We start from the raw sequence: 14953 nt of genomic DNA on the forward strand, positions 1-14953 counted from the left end.
TGTGAGCGCGACGATTCTCGACGGCAGGGCCACCAAGGACGCGATCTACGACGAGCTGCGGCCACGGGTTGCCGAGCTCGCCGAACGAGGCCACACACCCGGGCTGGCCACGGTACTGGTCGGCGATGATCCGGCGTCGCACTCCTACGTGCGAGGCAAGCACAACGACTGCGCGCGGGTCGGTATCACCTCGATACGCAAGGAACTGCCCGCCGATGTCGGTCAGGCCGAGCTCGAGTCGGTGATCGACGAGCTCAATGCCGATCCGGCCTGCACCGGCTACATCGTGCAGCTTCCGGTGCCCGAGCATCTGGACACCGGTGCGGTGCTGGGGCGGGTCGCTGTCGAGAAGGACGCCGACGGGTTGAATCCGGTCAGCCTGGGGCGTCTTGTCCTGGGGGAGCAGGCTCCGTTGCCGTGCACGCCACGCGGCATCGTCGAGTTGCTGCGTCGCTATGACGTGCCGCTGAACGGAGCGCGGGTCGCCGTCGTCGGCCGCGGGATCACGGTCGGCAGGCCGCTCGGTCTGTTGCTGACGCGACGCAGTGAGAACGCCACCGTCACGTTGTGCCACACCGGGACGAAGGATCTCGCCGAGGAGGTGCGCCGTGCCGACATCGTCGTGGCCGCGGCGGGGAAGACGCACCTTGTCACGGCCGACATGGTCAAGCCCGGTGCCGCCGTGCTCGACGTCGGCGTCACTCGGTCCGACTCGGGTCCGGCGGGTGATGTGCATCCCGACGTTGCCGAAGTGGCGGGATTCCTCTCGCCGAATCCCGGTGGTATCGGTCCGATGACCCGCGCGATGCTGCTCACCAATGTCGTGGAGGCCGCCGAACGCACCCTCGCCTGATCGAGTGAGTTTTTTGCAGTTTCGCGCGAAACTGCATTTTTCTCTCGCGGCGGGGTCGGGTGACCGCGGCACGGCAAGGAAGGGATGTGGCATGGCCGACCGGTTCCGTGGCGGAGCGCGATTGTCGGTGCACCTGCCCTTCTCCGCGGTCGTGCTGGTGGCCCTGAGCGGTCTCGTGTGGGTGGGCATGCAGCATTGGCGGGAGGGAGCAGCCCTGCTCGGTGGTGCGCTGCTGCTCGCGGCGGCACTGCGCACGGTGGTGTCCACCGAACGGGTCGGTCTGCTGGCCATTCGCAGCCGTACCGTCGACATTCTGCTTTACGCCGGTCTGGGTCTGCTCATCGTCTTCATCGCCGTCACGATCAAGGGCGGACCACTGGCGACCTGAGTGCCCGCTCACTCGATGCCGATGGTTAGGCTCACCGGCCGTGCGCACCGAATCCGGCGGCCCGCCGCACCGGGCAGGGGAACCCGTCCGTGCAGGAGTTCCCGAGCACGGCCGGATTCCGCGGTACTACGCCGTCAAGACGGAGCTGCTGGAGCTGATCGAGGAGCTCGGTGAGGGCACGGCGTTGCCCGCCGAACGTGAACTCGCACATCGCCACGGTGTTTCACGGGTGACCCTGCGCCAGGCGGTCTGCGAGCTGGTGCTGGAAGGAAAGCTGCTGCGCAGGCAGGGCAGTCGTACCGTGGTAGCCCCGCCGAAGGTGCTGCAGCCGCTGGCGCTGACCAGCTATACCGAAGGTGTGCGGGAACAGGGCATCGAGCCCGGCCGCACCGTGATCACGGCCGAAACCCTGCGGGCCGATCCGGAGCTCGCCGCGGACCTCCGTATCGACACCGACACCGATGCCGCGGTGGTGCACCTCGAACGGGTGCTGCTCGCCGACGGTGAGCGGGTGGGGCTGGAGTCGACATACCTGCCGCAGCACCGTTTTCCCCGGCTGCTGGAGGAGTTCGCCCCGGACGGCTCGCTGTATGCGCACCTGCGCGAGCAGCGGGGCGTGGTGTTCGGCGAGGCGGAGGAACGGATCGAGACCGTGCTCGCCACACCGCGCGAGGCATTGCTGATCGGTACCAACCCTTCGGTGCCGATGATCCTGCTGCACAGGTTGTCCTGGGACTCCGATGGCAAGCCGATCGAGCGGGTGCGCTCGCTGTTCCGGGGGGACCGCTTCAGCTTCGTGACTCGCCTGTATCGCTGACTCCGCTCGCTGCTGCGATCGGGCAGTGCCCTTCCCGTTGAGATAACGGAAAGATAACTGATCTAGTCCACTCTTCGTTGCGTGTTCACTCGGAATTGACGCTTGGAGCACGGCTCATTTGCTCGCACGGACCACCGTGTGTCCTGTGCGAGTAGTGATAGTGGGCGGTGGCGTGCTCGGCACCATGCACGCCTGGCGAGCCCTCGAAAACGGCCACGAAGTGGTGCACCTGGAGCGGGAGCCCGAGGCACGTGGCGCTTCGGTCCGCAACTTCGGTCTGGTCTGGATCAGCGGTCGCGCGGCGGGTGAGGAACTCGACCTCGCGCTGCGCGCCCGCCGTGCGTGGGGGCACCTCGCCACCGAGGTGCCTGCTCTGGGATTCCGTGCGAACGGTTCGCTGACCGTGCTGCGTTCGGCGGCCGAACTGGCGGTCGCCGAGGAAATGGTCGAGCGGCCGGAAACCGCCGAGCGCGGCACCAAGTTGCTCACCGCCGACGAGGCCCGGATGCTGAACCCGGCACTGCACGGCGAGATGCGTGCCGCCCTGTGGTGCGAGCAGGACGCGGCGGTCGAACCCCGCACAGCGCAACCGGCCATTCGTGCACATCTGGCCGCGACCGGTCGCTACACGTGGCTTCCCGGCCGGGAAGTTCGTGAGGTCGCCGAGACTTCCGTGCGGGACGACTCCGGTACACGGCACGACGCCGACGTCGTCGTGCTGTGTACCGGTGCCGCTCTGGGGGGCCTGGTCCGGGAACTGCGTCCCGAGCTTCCCGTGCGGCGAGTGCGGTTGCAGATGATGCAGACCGAGCCGCTGGACGAGGCGTTGCCGACTTCGGTCGCCGACGCGGACAGCCTGCGGTACTACCCGGCCTATCGGGGCGCGGCCCTGGACGAGCTCAACCGACTCGAGCCGCAGTCGCCGATGGCCGCCGACAACGGGATGCAGCTGCTGATGGTGCAGCGCGCCGACGGCAGCCTGACCATCGGCGATACCCACGGATACGCCGAACCCTTCCCGTTCGATGTGCACGAGGGGCCGTACGACCACCTGCGCAGACGTGTCGAGGAGTTGCTCGGTCGCTCGCTGCCTCCGGTCACGCGCCGGTGGGCGGGTGTCTACGCCCAGTGCGCCGAGACCTCGCGGGTCGTGCACCGCGAACAGCTCCGGTCCGGCGTCTGGCTGGTCACCGGCCCGGGCGGCCGCGGCATGACCGGCTCTCCGGCCATCGCCGAGGACACCATGATCGAGGCCGGCCTGTGCGAGGCCGGATCATGAGCCGCCGCATCCGGCTGGCCGTGCTGGACATGGCGGGTACCACCGTCGTCGACGACGGACTGGTGGAGCGTGCCTTCACCACCGCCATCGCGCGTGTCGGCGTCACCGAGTCCGATGATGCCCACCCCGGCATGCTCGACTACGTCCGCCGCACGATGGGCGAATCGAAGATCACGGTTTTCCGTGCCCTGCTCGACGGGGACGAGTCCCGTGCCCAGGAGGCGAACAGCGCGTTCGAGAACGCCTATGCCGAACTGGTCTCGGAGGGCTGCTGCACCGGCATCGACGGTGCCGCCGAGACCATCCACCGCTTGCGGGGAATCGGCGTGCACGTGGCGCTGACCACCGGATTCGCCACGTCCACCCAGGATCGAATCCTCGATGCCCTCGGATGGCACGAGCTGGTCGACCTGGCGCTGACTCCGGCTCGTGCGGGGCGTGGGCGCCCGTATCCCGACATGGTGCTCACCGCGCTGCTGCGGCTCGGCATCGACGACGTGCGCGAGGTCGCCGTGGTCGGAGACACCGGTTACGACATGACGACCGGTCTGCGCGCCGGTGCCGGAATCGTCGCAGGAGTGCTCACCGGTGCGCACGACAGCGACGTGCTGACCGAGGCCGGTGCCACCCACGTTCTCACCTCGATCCGCGAACTCCCCGGACTCCTCACCGCCCCATAGGACCGCACCGACGGAGACGACACACGAAGGAGACCCGCCATGCTCGGCAGAAAGAGACGAGCAGCCGCTACGGCGGCGGTGGCCACGCTGTCCGTACTGCTCGCGGCCTGCGGCCCCAGCGCCGCGAACCGCGGCTCGGCCTCGTCCGATGCGCTCGTTTTCGCGGCGATCCCCTCGGAGGATTCGTCGAGCCTGCGACAGGACTACCGGCCGGTGCTGGACATGCTGGAGGCCGAAACCGGCAAGGAGGTCCGGTTCCAGCAGGCCACCGACTACGCGGCCATCATCGAGGACCAGCGCGCCGGGAAGATCGACATCGCCAAGTACGGTCCGTTCTCCTACGTGCTGGCCCGTAAGAAAGGCGTCGAGGCCACGGCGGTCGCCGCACAGACCGAGAAGAAGGGCAAGAAACCCGGGTACCAGTCCTACGCCATCACCAGGCCCGGTACCGGCATCGACTCGCTGGCCGACTTCGCGGGCGAGAAAGTCTGCTTCGTCGACCCCACTTCCACCTCCGGCTACCTCTACCCGACGGCCGGTCTGCTCGAGGCCGGAGTCGATCCGAAGACCGACATCCGACCGATCATGTCCGGAGGACATGACGCCTCGGCCCTGGCCGTGGCCAGTGGGCAGTGCGCCGCCGGGTTCGCCTTCGACACGATGGTCAGCCGCCAGCTGATCGAGCAGGGCCAGCTCGAGCCGGGACAGCTCGAAGTCGTGTGGCGTTCCGAGGTCATCCCGGGCGATCCGGCCGTGGTCTCCGAGGGTCTCGCTCCGAAGCTGCGCGAGACCATCACCAGCGCCCTGCGGAACAAGGCCAACAGCGACTACCTGCGCGCACACGGTTTCTGCACGGGCAAGTGCCGTGTCGGCGATACCGGCGGCTGGGGATTCACCCGCGTCGATGACTCCTACTACGACACCATCCGCCGCGTCTGTGCGACGACGAGGAACAAGCAATGCGTGTGAGTGACAGCGGCAGCACGGACACCGTCGTGGACTTCGACGGGGTGAGCAAGCGATTCGGCCAGGGTGCCCCGGCACTCGAGGATGTCTCGATGCGGATAGGTGCAGGCGATTTCACCGTCCTGCTGGGATTGTCCGGATCGGGCAAGTCCACACTGCTGCGCCACGTCGACGGGCTGCACCGTCCCACCTCGGGCTCCGTTGCGGTGCTCGGAACCGACCTCGGGCAGGCTCACGGGAATGCACTGCGGAAGCTGCGGCGCCGTGTCGGCTTCGTGTTTCAGCAGTTCCATCTGGTTGGGGCGCTGACCGTGCTGGAGAACGTGTGCACCGGTGCCCTGGGGAGCCTGCGTGGCCCGCGCCTGGGGCTGGCGTTGTATTCCAAGCGCCTCCGCCACGACGCGATGGACCAGCTCGAACGGGTCGGCCTGGCCGATCGGGCCCTGCAGCGGGCCGACACGCTGTCCGGAGGCCAGCAGCAGCGCGTCGCCGTGGCTCGTGCGCTGCTGCAGCGCCCGGAGATCCTGCTCGCCGACGAGCCGGTCGCCTCGCTGGATCCGGAGTCCTCGGAGCAGGTGATGCGACTGATCTCGGAGATCAGCAGGCAGGACCGGCTCACCGTGGTGTGCAGCTTGCATCAGTTGGAGCTGGCCATGAGCTGGGGCGAGCGGATCGTGGGGCTGCGCGCCGGGCGCGTCGTGCTGGATGCACCGGTCGAGGGGCTCAGTCGGGAGTCGGCGATGGCGATCTACTCGGGCACCGACTCCGATGCGAAGTCGGTGCGCTCCGGATACGGCGAACTCCCGATGGCCGGGTGAGCACACAGTGTCCACAATGGAAATGACTCGAAATCCGCGGAAGCGGTCGGCGGCCGATGGTCGGCGCACCCTTCCCAGGCCGAGCCCGCAAGGCGGCGCCGCCGTATTCGTGGCCTCCGGGGTGGTAGCGGCGGCGGTGTGGGCGATTCTCGACCTGCGCCTGAACGCCGCGACCATGCTGGACAGTGCGGGCAACGCCGCCGACTTCCTGTCTCGGACACTGCCACTGGACTTCCCGCCGATCGGGCAATTGCTTGCTTCGGTCGGTACCACACTGTCCATCGTGATCTGTGCGACGCTGCTGGCGTCGCTGGTCGGTGTTCCGGTCGCGGTATTCGGTGCGAGCAACACCACCCCGCACGTCACCGCCCGTTACGGTGCGCGGGCGGTGATCGTGCTGTGGCGGGCCATTCCGGATGTGGTGCTGGCGATCCTGTTCTTCCGGATCTTCGGCTTCGGCGGGCTCACGGGCGTACTGGCGATGGGGCTGCACTCGATCGGCATGATCGGCAAGCTGTACTCCGATGCCGTCGAGCAGATCGACGAAGGACCCCGCACGGCCATCCGCGCGGCGGGCGGCTCCCGGGTGCAGGAACTGGTCAGCGGCGTGCTTCCGCAGGTCCTGCCCTCGTTCGTCGCGACATCGCTGCACCGCCTGGACATCAACCTGCGGGTCTCGGTGGTGCTCGGCTTCGTCGGAGTGGCCGGCCTGGGCCAGGACATCGCCAACGCGTTGCGCACGCTGGACTACCAGCGCGGCATAGCGCTGGCGCTGGTGGTCTTCGTCCTGTGCGTGCTCATGGAACTGCTCTCCGGTGCGATTCGCGGACGCCTGATGAACACTGACAGTGCCCGGCAGCGAAGCCGGGCACCCGGTATCGCCACCGGGCGTGTCCCCGGCCTGTCGACATCGTCCGGGACCACGAGGGATTCCGTCCGGACGGAGGGAACCCGGCCGGGGCGAATCAGCCATCCGTGGACGGCCGCGCGGCTGCGCACGAGCGCCTACTGGATGGTGACCGGCCTCGTTCTGGCCGCCTCGGTATGGGGTCTGGGACTGAGCCCGGAACAGTTCGCACGGGGAATCGGTGAAATCGGGCCGACACTCGCCCTGTTCTGGCCCCCCGCGACCGGCGGCATCATGCCGGTTCTGCTCTCGGAACTGCTGGTCACGGTCGAGATCGCCTTGGCAGCGACCCTGATCGGCGGCGTGCTGGCACTGCCGGTCGGTGCGCTGGCCGCGGGAAACGTCGCTCCGAGGCCCGGCCTGGCCCGCGCATTCCGTGGCGTGGTGCTGGTGATCCGGGGAGTTCCGGAACTGGTGCTGGCGATCGTGTTCGTCGTCATCACCGGGCTCGGGCCGGTCGCGGGTGCCTGCGCGCTCGGCGTCGGATCGGTGGGGCTGCTCGGTAAGCTCGTCGCGGACTCCCTGGAGGAGGTCGACAGGGGCGTGGAACAGGCATTGCGTGCCACCGGTGCGGGCAGAGTCCAGGTCTTCTTCTCCGCGACACTGCCGCAAGCCGCCCCCGCGATCGTCTCCCACCTGCTCTACCAACTCGACACCAACATCCGCTCGGCCACACTGCTCGGACTCGTCGGCGCGGGCGGCATCGGCTACTACCTGCTCAACGCGTCCCGCGTACTGGAGTTCGATGTCGTGACCACTGTGCTGCTGTTGACGTTCGCGGTGGTGATGCTGGTCGAACTTCTCGCCCTGTGGTGGCGACGAGTGCTGTCCGGAGCCGCGGCCGGCCGCCGGTAGGGGTGCGTCACTCCCACCAGAACGACCAGCTGCGGCGCCCGCTGATCTCCCTGGCATATGCGGCGATGCTGCCGGACTCCTGCATCACCCGGTCAGGGGCGAAGGTCCAGTGCTCGGCGGCGACCGCCGCGGCGTGCTCGGCCTCGTGCGGTGGTGCGGCGACACTGATGTCGAGCCGGTCCGGCCCGAGCCGCAGCACGCGTGCGCCGAAGCGCTCCTCCCAACTGCGCAGCATCGCCGAGAGCCCCGCGGTGCGGGAGACGTGGTTGGCCGCCCCGGACCAGCCGAGCACGGTGAGCACGTCGGCACCACGCCGCACGGGCACCAGCGCCAGCCGCGTCTCCTCGTCGATGAAGCGAGGAACCTGCTGGTTGGCCAGGACGTCCGGGTCGGCGAGCAGGCTGCCCGCCGGAGCGGTTCCGGGGCAGGAGTGATCGAACGGCGCGAGGCTGTCCGAGTCATAGGCCGGCCCGAGTTCCGAATCGGCCTGGCAAAGCCCGTCCCAGATGCGCGTCATGACCTGTATCGCCTGCCACCGCTCGACGTGTTCCAGCGGTTCCGGTGCCACGACGCCGACCGTGCAACGCTCGCCGTAGATCTCGGTGTCGTCGCACAACAGCAGCGGCCACAGTCCGCTGCGGGGATGGTCCGCCCGCAGGGCTGCCAGCAGTTGCACGGAAGGGCGGTCGTCACTGATCCAGCACAGCGGCGCCGGTTCGGTCGCCGCGTCCGTGCGCGTGGATTGTTCGGCGAGCAACTCACCGGGTGGCAGCGTCACCGAAAGCCCGTGTTCGGCGGCGCCGTCGGTACCCCGGCCGAACATGCTTGCCAGGTCGGTGGCGGCCTCTGCGGGCCGACCGTCTCGCAACACGTCACCGCCTCCTTACCGAGTGCCCGGCGGCGTGGCGAATCCTCGCCGCACCGCTGTACACCTTAAGGAGCGGAGCATGCCTTCACCCGCTCGGCCCTGCGCTGCGCGTGGTACCGGCCGCAGGTGGGGAGAGGAACACGTGCGGAGAAAATCACTGCCGCACTTCCACCTCGCAGTCGCCGCCCGGAAACACCAGGCGCTCGTGGCCGTCGTCGAAGCGGACAACGTAGGGCGGGTCACCGTTCTCCCCGCGTACTTCCAGGATCACTCCCGTCCGGTCGGCCTGCTCAACCGTCCGGCTGTGGACGTGCAATTGATCACCGGTGGTCGCTTTCATTCCCGTCACCTCCAGGTAAGCATCCGTCCTTCCTGTCAGATTAGGTGACGTGGAGCACATCACGCAGCGGTTCCCGCCGTTTTTCAGCCGGTGATGTCCGCACAGGCCGCCAGAACCTGTTGGGTCCGCTCGAGTTTGGTCTGCAGCCACTGTGCGCTGTTCTGCGCGGTGATCTCTCCGGAGGCGACCTGCTCCAGCGAAGCCTGCACGTCCAGCAGATTCTGCTTCAGGGTCTGGTCGGCGGTCTGCTGTGCCAACCGACCGAGTTCCTCGGCCTTGGCCTGAGCTTCGGCCTGGGCCTGCTGCGGATTGTCGAAGTTCGGCGTGAACTGTGCGGCCCCGGCGGCCTTGGCGCAGGTCTGTACGGCACTCAGGCTCTCCTGGGCCTGGGAGATGTTTTCCTGGGCCCGCTGAACCCCCTCCTGGGCCTCCTGAAGCTCGCCGCACGCGGCGGCCCCGGTCAGTAGGGGCAGCGCCAGTGCCGCCGCCACGAGCTGTTTACGGGCTCGCATCGTTCCTCCGTGCCGCAGTCCGACAGATCATGCCCGAGGCCGCGGTGGCACCGGACGCGATCAACCTTACCGATGACGGGTGCCCGGGTGTGCGTGTTTCGCCCGAACCACGACGCCCTGACGCCGGCACGCCGGGAGGAGGGCCGGCACGCCAAGAGGAAGACCCGGTGGCATGAGTGGCGAGCAGGGTGTCATGAGTGGCGAGCAGGCAGGCCGACGACTTGCCCGCGCCGCTCACCCGAGACCGGGAACAAGGTCTCATGCCGAGGGGTCGATCCAGGCCATGAACTCGGGCGGCAGGTTGAGGTCGGCCAGCCACGGGGCTGCCCCGACCCGGTAGAGCACCACTGCGGAGAGGACGACCGCCAGGACCGTCAGGGTGGGCCCGATCAGGACCAGTTCGACCTTGCCCCCGGTCTGCATCCGCAGCAGCTTCGGTGGTGCCACCGGAAACCAGGTCTTGCCGCCCAAGGGCAGCGGCCACAGCATCGGACAGCCCTGCTCGGTGACGGCGTCCCCGATGAAGTGCGCGACGCAGCCGATCATCACCGCCACGCCGAACGCGGCGGCATCGGAGGGCTGGTCACCCGCCCACGCCCAGCACACGAGCGTGAGCACCAGTGAGGTGGCGGCGATCAGCAACGCATCGGATTTCGGTGACCAGTTGTGCATGAGGCCCCGCACGGCCAGCCCGGCGAAGAGGAACATCAGCACGCCGAGTGCGGCGCCTTCGCTGGTCTGCACGATCGCGGTGGTCACCAGTCCCGCAAGTACCGCGAACACGAGTGTGTGAGTAAAACCACGGTGGGTGCCCGTTCGGTCGCTGTCGTGCTTGGTGCGGGTCAGCCTGTACAGGAATCCGCTGAGGCCGCTCATGGCCGCGGAGAAACCCCGGGACATGCCCCCGAAGGTCCGCGCGACGGTGGACTGGGGGTGGTCGATGTCGGGGAGCAGGGCGGCGCCGGTGGCCAGGGTGGCTCCGACCACCCATGTCTTGGGGCTCAGCTGCCCGATGGAGTGATCGTCGGCCATGGCGGTCACCGCCGCCCACGCCACGAGTCCGCTCATCGCGTGCGTGGGACCCGTCGCCATGTGCGCTCCCTGCCGAGATCGTCCGTCGAGATCGCCGTCGTGGGGATGAGCGTAGAAGATGCCGGAGGCGATTCCGGAGTGCGGCAGGATTCACTGCCGAGAGGAATGACTTATCCAGCGGGTGGGGGACACAATCGAATGAGATAGCAGTACGCTTGTACCGCTTGCATTCTCGCGAGAGGAGCACCCCGCCACCATGAGCAAGATCAAGGTTCAGGGCACCATCGCCGAACTCGACGGCGATGAGATGACCCGCATCATCTGGTCCTTCATCAAGGACAAGCTGATCCACCCGTACCTCGACGTCAACCTCGACTACTACGACCTGGGGGTGGAGCACCGCGACGCCACCGACGACCAGGTCACCGTCGACGCCGCCAAGGCGATCGGCAAACACGGCGTCGGCGTGAAGTGTGCCACCATCACTCCGGACGAGGCCCGGGTGGAAGAGTTCGACCTGAAGAAGATGTGGCGCAGCCCCAACGGGACGATCCGCAACATCCTCGGCGGCGTCATCTTCCGGGAGCCGATCGTCATCTCCAACATCCCGCGCTACGTACCGGGCTGGACCAAGCCCATCGTGATCGGCCGCCACGCGCACGCCGACCAGTACAAGGCCACGGATTTCCGAGTACCCGGCCCCGGCACGGTGACGATCACCTACACGCCCGACGACGACTCCGAGCCGATCGAGCTGGACGTGGCCAAGTTCCCGACCGACGGGGGCGTGGCAATGGCCATGTACAACTACCGGCGTTCCATCGAGGAGTTCGCCCGCGCCTCCTTCCGCTATGGCCTGGAGCGCGGCTACCCGGTGTACATGTCCACCAAGAACACCATCCTGAAGTCCTACGACGGTGTCTTCAAGGAGGTGTTCGAGGAGATCTACGACAAGGAGTTCAAGGCCGAGTTCGAGGCCAACGGTCTGCTCTACGAGCACCGCCTGATCGACGACATGGTCGCCACCGCCATGAAGTGGGAGGGCGGCTACGTCTGGGCCTGCAAGAACTACGACGGTGACGTGCAGTCCGACACGGTTGCCCAGGGCTTCGGCTCGCTGGGCCTGATGACCTCGGTGCTGATGACCGAGAACGGCACCGTGGAGGCGGAGGCCGCGCACGGCACCGTCACCCGGCACTACCGTCAGCACCAGCAGGGCAAGGAGACCTCCACCAACCCGATCGCGTCGATCTTCGCCTGGACTCGCGGGTTGCAGCAGCGCGGCAAGATCGACTCCACGCCCGAGGTCGTCGACTTCGCCTCGAAGCTGGAGCAGGTTGTCATCGAGACCGTCGAGAGCGGCAAGATGACCAAGGACCTGGCGCTGCTGGTCGGCGGTGACCAGGGCTACCAGAACACGCAGGAGTTCCTGAACTCGCTGGACGAGAACCTGCAGCAGAAGATGGCCCAGCGCTGATCTTCGACACGTGCAGGCGCGGGTGAACGCCGACTTTCGGCACTGCCATGTGAGTGAAAGTTGGCGTTCACTCGAGCTTTTCCAGTGCCGTGCGGATCTCCTCGGGGACGGGAACCGTGCGACGGGTGTCGCGGTCGACGTAGACGTGCACGAAGTGCCCGAGCGCGGCGGGACTCTCCTGGCGGTTGCCGAAGACGGCGAGCCGGTACCGGACACTGGAGTTGCCCAACCTCCCCAGACCGAGACCGACCTCGACCTCGTCGGGGAAGCTGAGTTCGGACAGGTACCGGCAGGCGGTCTCGGCGACGAGACCGATGGCGGGCAGCGTGCTGATGTCGGCGCCCGTGGCGCGCATCAGCCAACCGTTGACGGCGGTGTCGAACCACGAGTAGTGCACGACGTTGTTGACGTGCCCGTAGACATCGTTGTCCTCCCAGCGCGTCGTGATCGGCCACAGCACGGGGAAGTCGCTGCGCGAGGGGGGCGGATCGGGAAATTCGGCCACGGGGGTGAGCCTATCCGCAGCCGCATGGCCCTCGGCAGTCACCGAGGGGTGCCGAGCGCTGTTGCCGAGTACAGTCCCGAATTCCGTGGCTGCCCGGTGACTGCCTGGTGATCCTCGGGGGCATGCGTCAGCGGGTTCATCCCATCGGTTAGAGTATGCTCGCACGGCCTCCGGCGAGGCCGTCGCGCGCGATTAGCTCAGCGGGAGAGCGCTACGTTGACACCGTAGAGGTCGCTGGTTCAAACCCAGCATCGCGCACCGCCACAGGCGGGCCGCAGTTTCCCCGAAACTGTGACTGCCGTACCCGAGTTCGCGGACCTTCCCGGGGCGCGTAGCGCGGTCTGCACCCTCTTCGTCCAAGACACAGTTGCCGGCGTCCCCACGCCGGCGCCGGTCCGAATGACCGCTCTGCTGCAGATCGGGCTATCGAGCCGGGGATGTGCGCCTCCGATCCTGCATCGGGGCGAGATGGTGCCGACACTGGTCGGTATGGAGAAGTTCTCGCTGGAGGCACTGGCCCGCGAACATCTCGATCGCGCGAGCGAGTCCGCGAGTGGGCGCAGTGCCGAAACCGTGTACGGCGGGCATGAGCACCTGCTGCGCCAGACGCTCGTGAGCCTGGTTTCGGGTGCCTCCATGGATGAGCACGAAAGCCCGGGTGAGGCCACGGTGCTGGTGATGCGGGGGCGCGTGCGCTTGAGCACCTCGGAAACCTCGTGGGATGGGCTCGCCGGGGACATGCTGCTCGTGCCGCCCGCACGCCACAGCCTCCACGCGTTGGAGGATTCGACGATCCTGCTCACCGTTGCCAAACGCGTCTGACCGGGTGCCTCGCGCCGTTGCGACACCCCGTTCGATGTTGGGCGGGTGTAGCCCACGTCCTCGGCGGCCCCGAACCGGTCGTTATCCTGCGTGCCGTGCTGACTGTCTCCACTGCCAATGTCAACGGCTTGCGTGCCGCCGCCAAGAAGGGCTTCGTCGAGTGGCTGGCCGACACCGAGGCGGATGTGGTCTGCATGCAGGAGACGCGGGCCGAGCACGACCAGCTCCCTGCCTCCGTCCGTGCGCCGGAGGGGTGGCATACGCTGCTGGCACCGTGTGCGGTCAAGGGGCGCAGCGGGGTGGCGATCTACAGCCGCACCGAGCCGGAAACGAGCCGGATCGGGTTCGACTGCGGTGAGTTCGACGACAGCGGCCGGTACGCCGAGATCGAGCTGCGCGACGTGGTGATCGCCAATCTCTACCTGCCCAGTGGCGAAGCGGGCACCCCCAAGCAGGACGAGAAGGAACGATTCATGGCGGCGTTCCTGCCGTATCTGGTCGAGCTGCGTGCCCGCGCCGAGGCGGCGAACAAGGACGTGCTGGTGTGCGGGGACTGGAACATCGCGCACCAGGAGATCGACCTGAAGAACTGGAAGAACAACCGGAGGTCCGCCGGGTTCCTGCCCGAGGAGCGCGCGTGGCTGAGCCGGGTGTTCGACGAGGCCGGCTACGTCGACGTCGTCCGGCGCCAGTATCCCGAGGGGCCGGGCCCCTACTCCTGGTGGTCCTACCGGGGCAAGGCCTTCGACAACGACTCGGGTTGGCGGATCGACTACCACGTCGCCACCGAGGGACTGGCTGCTCGCGCCACCGACGCGAAGGTGGAGCGCGCGCCCTCCTATGACAAGCGCTGGTCCGACCACGCCCCGGTCACCGTGACCTACGACCTGTGATGCCTTGGTCGCGCGTTCTCCGGTCGGCATAATGTGATCGGGAGGTGGCGGCCGTGCACGAGCTGGTCGAAGGGAAGCGACAGGAGATCGAGGAGTTGTGCGCGACGCTGTCGGTGCGCCGCCTCGATCTCTTCGGCTCGGCCGTCGATGACTCCTTCGATGCCGTCGCCAGCGATGTCGACGTTCCCGTCGAGTTCGACGCAGGACCTGGTTTCGACTACTTCGGCACGTACTTCGCCCTGAAGGAAGGACTCGAAAGAATCCTGGGCAGGCCGGTCGATGTCGTGAGCGCCTCCAGCCTTCGCAATCCGTACTTCAGGCAACGAGTGCTGGAGACCAGGGAAGAGCTGTATGCAGCCTGACCCGCGTGAGTACCTCTGGGACGCTGCTCACAAGCCGCAGAGCTTCTCCGCGAGTTCGCCGAGGGGAAGAGTTTCGCGGACTACCAGGCCGATGCCATGTTGCGATCCGCTGTCGAGCGCCAGTTCGAGATCATCGGTGAGGCATTGAACCAGGTGTCCAAGGTCGATGCAGCACTGGCGGCGAGAGTACCGGAACTCGGCCGTATTGTTGCTTTTCGCAACATCCTGGTTCACGGGTACGCGACGGTCGACGGCGCTCTCGTGTGGCAGGTGCTGAACGACAAGCTGCCTGCCCTGGACGATGCGCTACGGCAACTCCTCGATCAGTAGAGTGCCACGGATATCGACCAGCGCGATCCGGTTGTAAAACCGGAGACATCCGGGTCCGTGCCGACTTGTCGGAGGAACTGCGGGGCAGAAGCTTCGCCATCGTCATGGTGCGGAATCCTTACACAATCGAGTGAAGGCGGGGCTCGTTCGGATGGTCGTGACTCGGCGTCGGACTGCGGTTCTGGCTGATCGATGCCGAGATATGGGACAGCATGGAGTGATCAACGGCCGAATGAGTGACACGTGATG

Annotated in this window: 18 protein-coding genes and 1 tRNA gene; 14 read left to right on the top strand and 5 right to left on the bottom strand. The window is 67.3% G+C overall.

Annotation, left to right across the window (positions count from 1 at the left end; all coding sequences use genetic code 11):
• The first annotated feature begins 1 nt into the window (after window position 1).
• The 8 genes from JOF55_RS13855 (at window position 2) to phnE (ending at window position 7563) form a co-directional block, all read left to right on the top strand.
• Complete coding sequence (locus tag JOF55_RS13855) at window positions 2-853, top strand: bifunctional methylenetetrahydrofolate dehydrogenase/methenyltetrahydrofolate cyclohydrolase (RefSeq protein WP_310274258.1); 852 nt, start codon at window positions 2-4, stop codon at window positions 851-853.
• 91 nt (window positions 854-944) lie between these two features.
• The gene (locus JOF55_RS13860) at window positions 945-1241 is read left to right on the top strand and encodes a DUF3017 domain-containing protein (protein WP_310274260.1); all 297 of its coding nucleotides are present in this window, start codon (window positions 945-947) and stop codon (window positions 1239-1241) included.
• Between the two features lie 40 nt (window positions 1242-1281).
• Complete coding sequence (locus tag JOF55_RS13865; RefSeq protein ID WP_310274261.1) at window positions 1282-2058, top strand: GntR family transcriptional regulator; 777 nt, start codon at window positions 1282-1284, stop codon at window positions 2056-2058.
• Window positions 2059-2203: 145 nt separating this feature from the next.
• The gene (locus JOF55_RS13870; protein WP_310274263.1) at window positions 2204-3337 is read left to right on the top strand and encodes a TIGR03364 family FAD-dependent oxidoreductase; all 1134 of its coding nucleotides are present in this window, start codon (window positions 2204-2206) and stop codon (window positions 3335-3337) included.
• Entirely contained in the window at window positions 3334-4017 is a 684-nt protein-coding gene (locus JOF55_RS13875; protein WP_310274265.1) for a phosphonatase-like hydrolase, read from the top strand. The genes JOF55_RS13870 and JOF55_RS13875 overlap by 4 nt, the downstream gene beginning before the upstream one ends.
• Before the next feature lie 39 nt (window positions 4018-4056).
• Window positions 4057-4986 carry a phosphate/phosphite/phosphonate ABC transporter substrate-binding protein gene (locus JOF55_RS13880; protein WP_310274267.1) on the top strand — a complete coding sequence of 310 codons (930 nt, stop codon included), beginning with the start codon at window positions 4057-4059 and terminating at the stop codon, window positions 4984-4986.
• On the top strand, window positions 4977-5801 hold the full coding sequence (gene phnC, locus JOF55_RS13885; RefSeq protein WP_310274269.1) for a phosphonate ABC transporter ATP-binding protein: 825 nt from the start codon (window positions 4977-4979) through the stop codon (window positions 5799-5801). Before JOF55_RS13880 ends, phnC begins: the two co-directional genes overlap by 10 nt.
• 16 nt (window positions 5802-5817) lie before the next feature.
• Window positions 5818-7563, top strand: a complete 1746-nt coding sequence (phnE, locus tag JOF55_RS13890; protein WP_310274271.1) for a phosphonate ABC transporter, permease protein PhnE — start codon at window positions 5818-5820, stop codon at window positions 7561-7563.
• A 7-nt stretch (window positions 7564-7570) separates the two neighbouring features.
• Here phnE and JOF55_RS13895 read toward each other — a convergent pair whose 3' ends face one another.
• From JOF55_RS13895 to JOF55_RS13910, 4 genes are all read right to left on the bottom strand, one after another.
• Window positions 7571-8434 (bottom strand): DUF4253 domain-containing protein, encoded by an 864-nt coding sequence (locus JOF55_RS13895; protein ID WP_310274273.1) that lies wholly within the window; start codon window positions 8432-8434, stop codon window positions 7571-7573.
• A gap of 151 nt (window positions 8435-8585) precedes the next feature.
• On the bottom strand, window positions 8586-8771 hold the full coding sequence (locus JOF55_RS13900) for a DUF1918 domain-containing protein (protein ID WP_310274275.1): 186 nt from the start codon (window positions 8769-8771) through the stop codon (window positions 8586-8588).
• 83 nt (window positions 8772-8854) lie between these two features.
• Window positions 8855-9283: a DUF8711 family protein gene (locus tag JOF55_RS13905; RefSeq protein WP_310274277.1), complete on the bottom strand. Its 429-nt coding sequence runs from the start codon at window positions 9281-9283 to the stop codon at window positions 8855-8857.
• Window positions 9284-9541: 258 nt separating this feature from the next.
• The gene (locus JOF55_RS13910; RefSeq protein WP_310274279.1) at window positions 9542-10375 is read right to left on the bottom strand and encodes a metal-dependent hydrolase; all 834 of its coding nucleotides are present in this window, start codon (window positions 10373-10375) and stop codon (window positions 9542-9544) included.
• Window positions 10376-10571: 196 nt separating this feature from the next.
• Here JOF55_RS13910 and JOF55_RS13915 point away from each other — a divergent pair, with 196 nt between their 5' ends.
• Window positions 10572-11792 (top strand): NADP-dependent isocitrate dehydrogenase, encoded by a 1221-nt coding sequence (locus JOF55_RS13915; RefSeq protein ID WP_310274281.1) that lies wholly within the window; start codon window positions 10572-10574, stop codon window positions 11790-11792.
• A 67-nt stretch (window positions 11793-11859) separates the two neighbouring features.
• Here JOF55_RS13915 and JOF55_RS13920 read toward each other — a convergent pair whose 3' ends face one another.
• Complete coding sequence (locus JOF55_RS13920; RefSeq protein WP_310274283.1) at window positions 11860-12297, bottom strand: acyl-CoA thioesterase; 438 nt, start codon at window positions 12295-12297, stop codon at window positions 11860-11862.
• A gap of 186 nt (window positions 12298-12483) precedes the next feature.
• Between JOF55_RS13920 and JOF55_RS13925 the strand changes: the two genes are divergently transcribed.
• The 5 genes from JOF55_RS13925 to JOF55_RS13945 all read left to right on the top strand — a co-directional run bounded on the left by JOF55_RS13925 (window position 12484) and on the right by JOF55_RS13945 (window position 14704).
• Window positions 12484-12555 (top strand) — tRNA-Val (locus tag JOF55_RS13925).
• A gap of 231 nt (window positions 12556-12786) precedes the next feature.
• Window positions 12787-13119 (top strand): cupin domain-containing protein, encoded by a 333-nt coding sequence (locus tag JOF55_RS13930; protein WP_374727491.1) that lies wholly within the window; start codon window positions 12787-12789, stop codon window positions 13117-13119.
• Between the two features lie 95 nt (window positions 13120-13214).
• Window positions 13215-14012 (top strand): exodeoxyribonuclease III, encoded by a 798-nt coding sequence (locus JOF55_RS13935; protein WP_310274286.1) that lies wholly within the window; start codon window positions 13215-13217, stop codon window positions 14010-14012.
• Between the two features lie 53 nt (window positions 14013-14065).
• Window positions 14066-14374, top strand: a complete 309-nt coding sequence (locus JOF55_RS13940; RefSeq protein ID WP_310274288.1) for a nucleotidyltransferase family protein — start codon at window positions 14066-14068, stop codon at window positions 14372-14374.
• Window positions 14375-14389: 15 nt separating this feature from the next.
• Window positions 14390-14704, top strand: coding sequence for a HepT-like ribonuclease domain-containing protein (locus JOF55_RS13945; protein WP_310278380.1), 315 nt, complete (start codon window positions 14390-14392; stop codon window positions 14702-14704).
• Window positions 14705-14953: the final 249 nt, after the last annotated feature.

Origin of the sequence: Haloactinomyces albus (assembly GCF_031458135.1) — a bacterium.
GTDB classification, from domain to species: Bacteria; Actinomycetota; Actinomycetes; order Mycobacteriales; family Pseudonocardiaceae; genus Haloactinomyces; species Haloactinomyces albus.

Excerpts from the sequence above, each read along its gene's own strand:
- JOF55_RS13860 (WP_310274260.1), top strand. The coding sequence starts at position 945 with ATGGCCGACCGGTTCCGTGGCGGAGCGCGATTGTCGGTGCACCTGCCC.
- JOF55_RS13875 (WP_310274265.1), top strand. The coding sequence starts at position 3,334 with ATGAGCCGCCGCATCCGGCTGGCCGTGCTGGACATGGCGGGTACCACC.
- JOF55_RS13880 (WP_310274267.1), top strand. The coding sequence starts at position 4,057 with ATGCTCGGCAGAAAGAGACGAGCAGCCGCTACGGCGGCGGTGGCCACG.
- phnC (WP_310274269.1), top strand. The coding sequence starts at position 4,977 with ATGCGTGTGAGTGACAGCGGCAGCACGGACACCGTCGTGGACTTCGAC.
- phnE (WP_310274271.1), top strand. The coding sequence starts at position 5,818 with ATGGAAATGACTCGAAATCCGCGGAAGCGGTCGGCGGCCGATGGTCGG.
- JOF55_RS13900 (WP_310274275.1), bottom strand. The coding sequence starts at position 8,771 with ATGAAAGCGACCACCGGTGATCAATTGCACGTCCACAGCCGGACGGTT.
- JOF55_RS13905 (WP_310274277.1), bottom strand. The coding sequence starts at position 9,283 with ATGCGAGCCCGTAAACAGCTCGTGGCGGCGGCACTGGCGCTGCCCCTA.
- JOF55_RS13910 (WP_310274279.1), bottom strand. The coding sequence starts at position 10,375 with ATGGCGACGGGTCCCACGCACGCGATGAGCGGACTCGTGGCGTGGGCG.
- JOF55_RS13915 (WP_310274281.1), top strand. The coding sequence starts at position 10,572 with ATGAGCAAGATCAAGGTTCAGGGCACCATCGCCGAACTCGACGGCGAT.
- JOF55_RS13930 (WP_374727491.1), top strand. The coding sequence starts at position 12,787 with ATGGAGAAGTTCTCGCTGGAGGCACTGGCCCGCGAACATCTCGATCGC.